Origin of the sequence: Helicobacter sp. 219-2 (assembly GCF_030053225.1) — a bacterium.
Classification (GTDB): domain Bacteria; phylum Campylobacterota; class Campylobacteria; order Campylobacterales; family Helicobacteraceae; genus Helicobacter; species Helicobacter pylori_C.
In genome coordinates this window covers 1-9,468 of sequence record NZ_JASGBS010000002.1, presented here as the reverse complement: position 1 = coordinate 9,468, position 9,468 = coordinate 1, and the positions used below count along the sequence as shown (strand labels likewise).

General features: G+C 34.3%; 9 protein-coding genes. 5 read left to right on the top strand and 4 right to left on the bottom strand.

Translation table 11 applies throughout. From position 1 onward, the window contains the following. Positions 1 to 276: 276 nt before the first annotated feature. Positions 277 to 489, bottom strand: a complete 213-nt coding sequence (locus P6280_RS07580; RefSeq protein WP_128039399.1) for a 2-hydroxymuconate tautomerase family protein — start codon at positions 487 to 489, stop codon at positions 277 to 279. A gap of 121 nt (positions 490 to 610) precedes the next feature. Here P6280_RS07580 and P6280_RS07575 point away from each other — a divergent pair, with 121 nt between their 5' ends. Together P6280_RS07575 and P6280_RS07570 are read left to right on the top strand one after the other, a co-directional pair. After that, complete coding sequence (locus P6280_RS07575) at positions 611 to 2,344, top strand: FAD/NAD(P)-binding protein (protein ID WP_283237480.1); 1,734 nt, start codon at positions 611 to 613, stop codon at positions 2,342 to 2,344. A gap of 3 nt (positions 2,345 to 2,347) precedes the next feature. Then, positions 2,348 to 3,502 (top strand): YbfB/YjiJ family MFS transporter, encoded by a 1,155-nt coding sequence (locus P6280_RS07570; RefSeq protein WP_283237479.1) that lies wholly within the window; start codon positions 2,348 to 2,350, stop codon positions 3,500 to 3,502. A 101-nt stretch (positions 3,503 to 3,603) separates the two neighbouring features. Here P6280_RS07570 and P6280_RS07565 read toward each other — a convergent pair whose 3' ends face one another. The 3 genes from P6280_RS07565 to P6280_RS07555 form a co-directional block, all read right to left on the bottom strand. After that, positions 3,604 to 5,217 (bottom strand): replication initiation protein, encoded by a 1,614-nt coding sequence (locus P6280_RS07565; protein WP_283237478.1) that lies wholly within the window; start codon positions 5,215 to 5,217, stop codon positions 3,604 to 3,606. A 1,146-nt stretch (positions 5,218 to 6,363) separates the two neighbouring features. After that, complete coding sequence (locus P6280_RS07560) at positions 6,364 to 6,633, bottom strand: type II toxin-antitoxin system YafQ family toxin (RefSeq protein ID WP_121045509.1); 270 nt, start codon at positions 6,631 to 6,633, stop codon at positions 6,364 to 6,366. 8 nt (positions 6,634 to 6,641) lie between these two features. Continuing rightward, complete coding sequence (locus P6280_RS07555) at positions 6,642 to 6,923, bottom strand: hypothetical protein (RefSeq protein ID WP_283237477.1); 282 nt, start codon at positions 6,921 to 6,923, stop codon at positions 6,642 to 6,644. A gap of 164 nt (positions 6,924 to 7,087) precedes the next feature. On the opposite strand from P6280_RS07555, the gene P6280_RS07550 reads away from it, so the two are divergent. Genes P6280_RS07550 through P6280_RS07680 form a run of 3 tightly spaced genes read left to right on the top strand, consistent with a single transcriptional unit; the run spans position 7,088 to position 9,363 of the window. After that, entirely contained in the window at positions 7,088 to 7,429 is a 342-nt protein-coding gene (locus P6280_RS07550; RefSeq protein ID WP_283237476.1) for a plasmid mobilization protein, read from the top strand. Continuing rightward, on the top strand, positions 7,419 to 8,726 hold the full coding sequence (locus P6280_RS07545) for a relaxase/mobilization nuclease domain-containing protein (RefSeq protein ID WP_349306392.1): 1,308 nt from the start codon (positions 7,419 to 7,421) through the stop codon (positions 8,724 to 8,726). Before P6280_RS07550 ends, P6280_RS07545 begins: the two co-directional genes overlap by 11 nt. Then, complete coding sequence (locus tag P6280_RS07680; protein ID WP_349306391.1) at positions 8,716 to 9,363, top strand: molybdopterin-guanine dinucleotide biosynthesis protein MobD; 648 nt, start codon at positions 8,716 to 8,718, stop codon at positions 9,361 to 9,363. The genes P6280_RS07545 and P6280_RS07680 overlap by 11 nt, the downstream gene beginning before the upstream one ends. Positions 9,364 to 9,468: the final 105 nt, after the last annotated feature.

The following is a 9,468-nucleotide window of genomic DNA, read 5'->3' as shown; positions in this document are numbered from 1 at the left end:
CGAATGTTCTAGGGACACGAACACAGTTCTCGGCTGTTAAATTTTTTTTTAATAAATATTTAACAAAATTTACAGAAAGGAAATAGATAATGAAAAATTTCATTGAATTAATCTATGTTCTCTCAGAATTGATAGAGATTATAGAAAAAATAATACAAAACTAACTACATTGAAAGGTGTGGGGGACGATTGTTAATTCCACCACTTATCAATTGTAGGGCGTGATAACCCTAATTCCTTGTCAAAACATGGCATTCAATTTCTAACAACGGATTTTTAACTCTCTGTCTGTTTTCTCACTTCAGTAATGCTCTTCCCACCTAACCCATAGTTATCAGTGTCTATTTCATCAATAATAACAACTGTAGAAGCCTTGTTTTTATTAAGCACTTTTGATAAAAGCTCTGTAATTTCCGCAATAAGTTCTTTCTTCTGTTCAGTGGTAGGGCAACCTTGTTCTTTTGTGATACGAACATTAACAAATGGCATAAACACTCCTTAACTTTAATTCTATCTCGCTCGCATTATACACAACAGACCTACAAGATTCAATATAATACAAAAAATAAATCTTATTTTTATTATTTGTAATTTCTGTTAAGGACTAAAAATGCTCAGAGTAGCTATCATTGGATTTGGAGCTAGGGGTTTAGGAATACTTGAACGATTAGTTTCTAAAATATTGCATCACAGGGTAAATGATGAAATTATTATAACTATCTTTGATCCGATTTCTGAAGGTTCTGGATGCCATAACCCAAAACAATCACCCTTATTGCTCGCTAATACTGTGGCTTCTCAGATGAGTATTTTCGCTGATGATAGCGTTATTAAAAATGAATTTTTTATCAGGGGTTTTAATTTCTATGAATTTTTGTGCTACAAATCATATCATTGTTCTAAAAATGGATATTATTCTCGCTCTGTATTGGGTGAATACCTAGAATATGCTTTCGGTTTCATACAAAAAATCGTACCTAAAAATATTTGCATTCGCATTATTAAAGAAGAAGCACTAATCATAGAAAAACAGAATAGCCTGTATTTAATCAAAAGCTCTAATCATAGTTTTGATGCACATGGAGCTTTTATCACTACTGGACATGGTCTAAGTCATACATTGGCATTAGAGCAAAAGATAGAATCAATAACATCAAAAGATACAGTTATAGTTGAAGGTCTTGGTCTTAGTGCAATAGATATTTTTACACTACTAAGTATTGGGAAGGATGGTAGTTTTAAACAAAACAAAATGGGAGATTTAACTTATCTCCCTTCGCAAAAAGAACCTAAAATTTTAGCCTTTTCTCGTTCTAATATACCGCTTATGGCTAGAGCTATCACACAAAAAGAAAGCCAAGAAGTGTATCAAAGCATACATTTTACTTCCCAAGCTATCAAAAAAATTAGAAACCAAAAAAATAAACTTGACTTTCAAAAAGATATTCTACCTCTCATTATTTTAGAGATGCAATATGCATACAGCTACACTTACTTGGCACAAAACGATTTACAACAAGCATTCTTATTTAAAAACCAATGGATACTAAATGAACATAAACAGAAAGTCTTAGATAAATATATTCCAAAAAAACAACAACTAAATTTTAGACATTTGCTTAACCCCATTAATAATGTCCATAATGCCAAAGATTTTCAAAGAAAACTCATAAACTATCTAAAACATGATATTCAAGAAGCTCAATTAGGCAATCTCACAAGCCCCCTTAAAACTGCCTGTGATGTATTAAGAGACACTAGAGATATTCTAAGGGAATGTATAGATTTTAGTGCTTTAGAAGCAAAAAGTTATTATCGGTTTATGGAAAAATTCATACCGCTAAATAATCGCTTATGTGTAGGACCGCCTGTCCGCAAAATACAAGAACTATTAGCTTTGATAAATTCAGGAGTTATAACTGTCCTTTATAACCCAACTGTCTTTTTAAAACCAAAATTACATATCAAAGACGCTTTCAATAATACACACACAGCAACACATTTTTTATCCGCAAAAGCTAATTGCTCTTTGCAATCATCTGATTTTTTGAACTCGCTCATTTCTAATCATTTAGGTCAATTAAATCCTCAATCAAGATGTCTAGAAATTAATAAGAATTTAGAATTAATATGTAACTCTAAGATTTCTTGTAATCTTTTTGCTTTGGGATTGCCGACAGAAGGTCTAAAATTCTACACATTTATTTTGCCACGCCCCTTTATATCATCTACTTTTTTAAGAGATAGTAACAAAGCTGTGGATACCTTTCTCAACAACACATTGTTAAGAAAAACAGAAAAGAACTCTGGTAATACCCAACCTGCAACCAAAGTTAAAGATTGATTTTTGCGTGTATTTGTCTGTTTTTTAGGAACCTTTTTATCTAACGGTTTAGCTCGTTTTGGCTATGTTGTCTTAATCCCACTACTTATTTTGTCAGGAAATTTAACACCAAATCAAAGCTTTCAATTGGGTATTGCTATTCTAATTGGCTACATCTTTGGAAGTCTTTCGATTAAATTTTTAAACAGATTTATCCCACTAGAAAGTATTGCCAAGATAAGTTTTTTTCTTATTGCTTTAAGTTTTTTTGCCTGTTATTTTGAAAATATTCCTTTCTTTTGGCTTTGGACTTGGCGTTTTATCGCTGGCGTGGCTAGTAGTGCTTTGATGATTTTAGCCGCCCCATTATCTTTACCATACATCAAGGAAAATCAAAGAGCCAAAATAGGTGGGTTTATTTTCAGTGGTATAGGCATTGGTGCTATCTTTAGTGGGTTTATTCTGCCCCTTATTAGTTCCTACAATATCAAGTTGACATGGATTTTTCTAGGAAGTATAAGCCTTATAGCATTTGTTTGTGCATTGATTTGGTTAAAAAATCTTTCTTTTGTGAATAAGCCAAACAAACAAGAAGAAAACAAGTTTAAACTACCCCCTTTTTTATGGCTACTCATTATCTCTTACGCACTTAATGCAATTGGTTTTTTGCCACACACACTTTTTTGGGTTGATTATTTAATTCGTAATTTAAATATCTCTCCCACTATTGCTGGAACTTCATGGGCGTTTTTTGGTTTTGGAGCAACACTTGGCTCTTTGCTAAGTGGCTCAATCGCTCACATTCTAGGGATTAAAAAAGCACATATATTTTTACTTATTTTAAAATCTATAGCATGTTTTTTACCCATTTTTTTCCACCAAGTCTCTCTGTTAAACCTAAGCATATTTATGATGGGAGCAACCACAACCGCCAATGTCAATCTAACTAACATGATGGCTTTAAATATTGTCGGCACACAACATTTTGCTAGAGCTTCTTCTTGGCTTACATTTTCTTTTGGTATTTTTCAAGCACTTTTTTCGTATATCTTTACCGTGTTCTTAGGGTATTTGGGCTATTTTTTGGTTTTTGCTATCTGTGGTGCTTGTTTGGTTTTAAGTTTTGTAGTTCTTTTTCCTATCAAAATTCAAATAGATGTGAAAAAAGTAGGAGATTAGTTTTTTTTGGCAATCCCACCACTTATCAATAGTGTGGCGTGATAACTCAAAAAGCCTTTACCCCATACTACCATACCATTGCAAAAAAGAATGACTATTTTTCACCGATAGTGTTTCTTGAACCAATTTTTCAAGTGTTTCTCATCTTTAGCGATGAAAGGTTTGAGAAGTTTCTCAGGCTTATCTACATCTTGGATTGAGATGCAGATTCGGTTGTCGTTCAGTTTCACGATCCTAGTGATCTTTAGGTAATTGTTGATCCCCTCAGGGCATTGATCCACATTGAAATTAGTGATGTGGATCGTTTTGCCGATGTATTCTGCAAATTCCTTGATAGGTTCATTCGTGATGGGGTGGATACTTGGAGTATCAATTTCCAACATGTCTTTTTTCAGGCTGTATCCATTGACATATAGCAGTTCCAAAGCGAATGTCTTGTTGGACACAAGGAATTTTTGGGGGTTATGCTTGCTTTTGGGGTAAGAAACATGCATAAACATTTGATTTTTTTCAAAGGTGGTGTTGTCAATCTGCAAAACGATCCCACTGTCATTGTGTCTGAACTGATAACCAATCAAGGTTTTTAATTCAAGCAACCTAGCTTCCATAGTGGCTTTGGCGTTTCTTTTAGCGATTTGGTTGTTAATATCCCACGCTATGAGCTTAATATCCCTTTTATTGCGTTGTTTGTCTTTTTGCTTTTGTTTCTTGGTTTCACCCTGTGGCAATTGATCAAAATAGAAATCAATATGCGTTACTTTGCGCCTGTCGTGGCTGTTTCTGCGTTCCTTTTTGTAGCTTAAGTGTTCAAAGGGGTAGATTTTTCTGAGTTCCTTGAGCGATGGTGTTAAGACTTTTTGATCTATGTTTTCCATTTTGTAATCTTTTGGAATGTCTAAAAGCTCCCTGAATTGACCCCATTCCACGCTTAAAATCCCTGTGCTTTTGTATTGCTTGAGCAGGCGATAGAGCGTTTTAGCGTATTTACCCCTCACTCTTTGAAATTCTAACAGATTGAAAGAAGTGTATTGACCCATGCCCAGATTGTTGAGCAAGTATTGGTAGTTATCGTTGAGTTGGATTTCTAAATACTTCAAATCTTTGCTAGGTTTGTTCAATTCAATTTTGCAGCGGCTAAAAAGCATGTAATTTTCTTGAATGATTGAAGTTTCTGTTTCGCTAATTTTCCAAAAATCAGCGGTTTTGATGCTATCCCACAGCTTAACCACCACCTCTGATAAGCGCTCATTAGAAATATCTATGTTTAGCATGCGTTTCAAATCTTGCGGTTCAAAACGAATAAGGGTGTTCCCTTGATCTTTGAGTTTTTGGAAAATAGCAAACAAAAGGTTCGCTTCCCTTTCGCTCAATTTCCCTAGATTGACCTTGTTGGTGTTGTTGTGGTAGGTGGTATAGGCGTTATCTTTAGGGGCGCTAACCACTAAATCTTTGCATGGTGTGGGGGTGGTTTGTGGCACTTTTGTTGGTGTGGGTTCTTCTTTTTCAAACTCATTTGATAGATTTTCTGTGATTTCTTTGAATTTTTGATTAAAACCGCTCAAAATACTTGGAGTTATCTTGTCTATGTAAGTTTGTATCTTTTGTTTTTGTAGTTTAATTTGTGGGGTTTGTGGGAATGTATCCAATTCTTCTAATAATTTTCGTAATTCCAATTCTTGTTTTCTAAGTTGATCAAAATTCGTATTCATGGGCATTTGAGTGCCTTTTAATGCTTATTTTCCAAAAGACGATATAATAATAGGAGTGAAACCCTTAAAAAGTTTTGGCGGACTTATTAGGGGTTATTAAAACGATAAGGTTTTAATATAGTGGCTGTGTTAAGATTACCACTAAAATCACTACTATCAAAAATGCTTTCATGGTGTGCCTCCTAACGGAGTGCTACCCGCTACAAACTCCCAACCCACTAGCTTTTAAAGCTAATTGCTCCAAATTTGTTAACACTAGGATTAGCAACCATGTTACACCGCCTTAGGTTGTTATTTTAGCTAAAAATTGTTAATAATCATAACTTTAAAATAAAGAAGTTCTGTTAGTGTTGGCAAGAAGTTCTGTTAGTGTTGGCAAGAAGTTCTGTTAGTGTTGGCAAGAAGTTCTGTTAGTGTTGGCAAGAAGTTCTGTTTTATTCATTTTCACCAAAAAATGAGAAACTCTACAACTTCGGTATTTAGGCTATTCTAACCCAATCTCTCTCGCATGCGCGCGCATGGTAAAACATGTAAAAACAGCATGCTGTTTAAAACATGTAATAAAAACAACGCGCATGACGCGCTACATAATTTTGGGATTTTAGTTTTAGTGGTTTCTTGGGCTAACGCCAGGTTTGCGCCATCTTGTTTGATTTTGCTAACGCAAACAATAGGTGCAAAACCGCTTGAATGCTCGCTTACGCTTCGCTAGGCGGTTTTGTAGGAGGTGGGATTGTAAGCCCTAGTTAGATGCGCTTTTAGATCCTAAACGCGCTAGATTTGCTTTCTGTGAGCATCTAAAGGGAACTAAAGTTTTTTTGAAATCAATCAGGTTGTTTGGATTTTTTAGTTATTTCTTGCTATCTAATATCGCCTACAACCAACGAAAATTAAAAAACCGACTAGCAATATTACCTCACATCTAAAAAACGCTTAAAACGAAAATATGAGCGAAAAAAGACCCATGACAACTCCCCCAAAACTAACATCAGACCTTTTAGTTCTTGTGTTTAGATTTTCAACTTTCAAAGTGTCAAACAAATATCTTTTCTAGCTTCTAAAAGCTTCAAATTTGTGTTTCATTCAAAAACTGATGATTAGGTTGGATTAGAGTTTAAAATTCATTCTAGGCGATTTTAAGAAGAAATTTGTCTAAAACAACTCACTATGACTTCCAAGCCTAACCAAAGTTAAAACATTGTCTTTCACTCTATATACGAGCAAAACATCAGGCTTAATGTGGCACTCTCTACAGCCTTTATATTCTCCAACTAAAGCGTGGTCTTTAAACTTCTCATCTAGTGGAATTTGATTTCTTAAATTTTCAACCACTAAGTCAAAAATTTCTAACTCAATTTTTTGATTTAAAATGTGTTTTTTTAAATCTTTAGTGAATTTCTTTTTTAACTCAATTTCTAACATTTAAGCTCCTAAGAATTAAGAGCATATTGCCAAATTTCACTAGCATTTTTAGGTTTAAAGTTTTCAGTCGTATTAGGATTATCAATATCTAATAAATCTTGTTTTAGCTCATCATTAGGAGTATATTTATTAAATAATTTCTCATCTTTCTTAGCTTGAGAGTATTGCTTTTTAATCTCCCTCATTTGTTTTTTAATTTCTAAAACTTTACTTTGATACTTAGCTAATTGTTTTTCTAATTTGCCAAATTCTTTATAAAAATTAGCCCCCATTTCTATATTTTTTAACATCTTATCTCCTTAACTCAATCAATCATGATAACCCTATTATATCCAAATTAACCAAATTCATACTAAACTATAATTAAAAGGGCGAGCATATATTTTGTAATACAAAATAGCTCGCAATGGGGCAAACCCCCCTTGAACCCCCAAAAATCAAAATAAGGAAAAAAGTGAGTATTCAAACAAACAAACAAGTTATTAAAAGTCTTAGATTATCTAAAGAGCAATGGCAAACTATCCAAAATCAAATGCAAGAAAAAAATCTAAACTTCTCGCAATTAGTTTTAAACTCTCTTTTAATTCAAAACTCACAAGCTCATGTGAAATCTAAAAAGCAAAAAACTATCGCTAATAAAGAGCTAATCATTGAATTAGCTAAGTGGGGAAACAATTTGAATCAAATCGCTAAAAATCTCAACACTAATAAAGGGGCATGGGATAGATTAGGTTTAGAGCAACTAATAGAGATTAGCAATCAATTAGAACAAATAAGATCCAAGTATGTTGGTTAAATTTTGGGGGATTAATCAAGGAGGAGGCGATGGTGATGGGAGTGTTAATTACTTGCTTAATGAAAGAGTAGAACAAGGCACAGCTAAAGTTTTAAAGGGCGATGCTAATCTAACTAAAAGCCTTTTACTCTCTCTTACTCAAAAACACAAGGCATGTGTAGGGTGCTTATCCTTTGAAGAGTTAAATATTAGTGAGGGCTTAAAATACGAACTTATGGAAAGCTTTGAAAATGCTTTACTCACACAAGAAATGCAAGGGCGTTATAACATTTTATGGGTAGAGCACACAGACAAGGGGCGTTTAGAGTTAAACTTTGTTATACCTAGAATTGACTTGATAACCCAAAAAGCCTTTACTCCCTACTATCATAGTGCGGACATTACACGCATTGACCTATGGAAAGATTGTATCAACCTAAAACACAATTTTACAAACCCCAAAAACATAGAAAAACAGCACAACATACAACAACACCAAACTAAAAACCCCAAAAATAAAGAACTTTTAGCAACCTATGAAAAACTAGACAAACTCATACAAGACAACTTAGGAAAGCTATTCAACAGCCGAGCTGACATCATCAATTTTTTAAAAGATAATCAGTGTGAAGTTACTAGACAAGGCAAGGATTATATCAGTGTCAAGCTACCCAACGAACCTAAAGCCAAACGATTGAAAGGATTTTACTATCATGAAACATTTAGAACTATTGCAGACATTAGAGAGCAACTTAGCGAAGTTAGACAGCGAGAGATCCAACGAGAACACTCAAATTATCAAAGAGATAGCGACAATCACGCAGAACTTTTGCGAGAACTTGAAAACAAATTACACGAGCGTATTGAACACAAACAACGCTACTATGAAAGATTATTCCAAACTGATTCAAGCAACCCAAGAGATTTTAAAGAACAGCTACCTGGAGCTAGAGAAAGCCAACAAAGAACACAACAAAACCATGCAAACAAAACTACAAGAGCTAGAGAAAGCCAACAAAGAACACAACAAAACCATGCAAACAAAACTACAAGAGCTAGAGAAACAAATCCACAAGAACCTAGCCAAGAAAACCTTACTAATGCCCCTAACTTTCATCATGGGTCTAGTCATCATGGGAGCAATATTAGTGTGGGCATACTTTCTCATCATTCTACCAAGCAAGGACAAGGAATTAGAGCTTTCACAGAAAGAAGTCTTTCAGTTAAAACGAGAAATAGACCAACTAAACAACGCCAATCTGCAAAGATTTTACCAACCAATACCGACCAAGAAATAAGGAGAAAAAATGCAGAATGATTGCTTAAACAAGTTGCAGAACGCTTTAATCAGCGAAATAGAGAGTTTAGAGAACGACAAAAACGAGCTATTGATCAAGCTAGAGAAAGTTACAGCAGAATTTCAAAGGCTAAGCAAGGATTACGAGAGCTTAAAGACAGAAACCTTGAACTTGAAAGAGAGCTACGAAACGCTATTGCAAACACACAACACATTATTAGCCAAATTTCAAGCTTTAGAGAGAGCAGAGAGAGCCGAATTAAAGCAAGTGATACAAACCTTAGAACAGAAAGAAATCACGCTCAAAAACGATTTACAGAGCAAGTGCGAACAGATTTTACAACAAGAATTACAGAACGCTCAAATCAAAGAGCAAGAGACTTCACAAGCTCAATACAAGACACTACAAACACAATTAGAGATTTTAGAAACAACGCTCAAGCAAGAGCTAGAACAATCCTACACAACATTTATGCAAGAACACGAGATGCAATTAACACAATTAAAGACATCTACAGAAACACAAAAGAACGAATTAGAGACTTCTTTCAAAGAGCAGATGAGCGATTTTCAAGGCGAATGGAACAAGAAACAAGAGAGCTTCATGCAAAAACAACACAGCTGGATAGAAAGATTAGAGAATACAATCAAAAAATAGAAAACGAGAGAAGTTATAGTCGTTGGTTTGAGCGGTAAGGGTTAAAAAATTCTTTTTTGTATCTGTAAGTTATGAGAACTTTTGCGAAAGCTTGAAAACAAGCTA

Excerpts from the sequence above, each read along its gene's own strand:
- P6280_RS07580 (WP_128039399.1), bottom strand. The coding sequence starts at position 489 with ATGCCATTTGTTAATGTTCGTATCACAAAAGAACAAGGTTGCCCTACC.
- P6280_RS07575 (WP_283237480.1), top strand. The coding sequence starts at position 611 with ATGCTCAGAGTAGCTATCATTGGATTTGGAGCTAGGGGTTTAGGAATA.
- P6280_RS07565 (WP_283237478.1), bottom strand. The coding sequence starts at position 5,217 with ATGCCCATGAATACGAATTTTGATCAACTTAGAAAACAAGAATTGGAA.
- P6280_RS07560 (WP_121045509.1), bottom strand. The coding sequence starts at position 6,633 with ATGTTAGAAATTGAGTTAAAAAAGAAATTCACTAAAGATTTAAAAAAA.
- P6280_RS07555 (WP_283237477.1), bottom strand. The coding sequence starts at position 6,923 with ATGTTAAAAAATATAGAAATGGGGGCTAATTTTTATAAAGAATTTGGC.
- P6280_RS07545 (WP_349306392.1), top strand. The coding sequence starts at position 7,419 with ATGTTGGTTAAATTTTGGGGGATTAATCAAGGAGGAGGCGATGGTGAT.
- P6280_RS07680 (WP_349306391.1), top strand. The coding sequence starts at position 8,716 with ATGCAGAATGATTGCTTAAACAAGTTGCAGAACGCTTTAATCAGCGAA.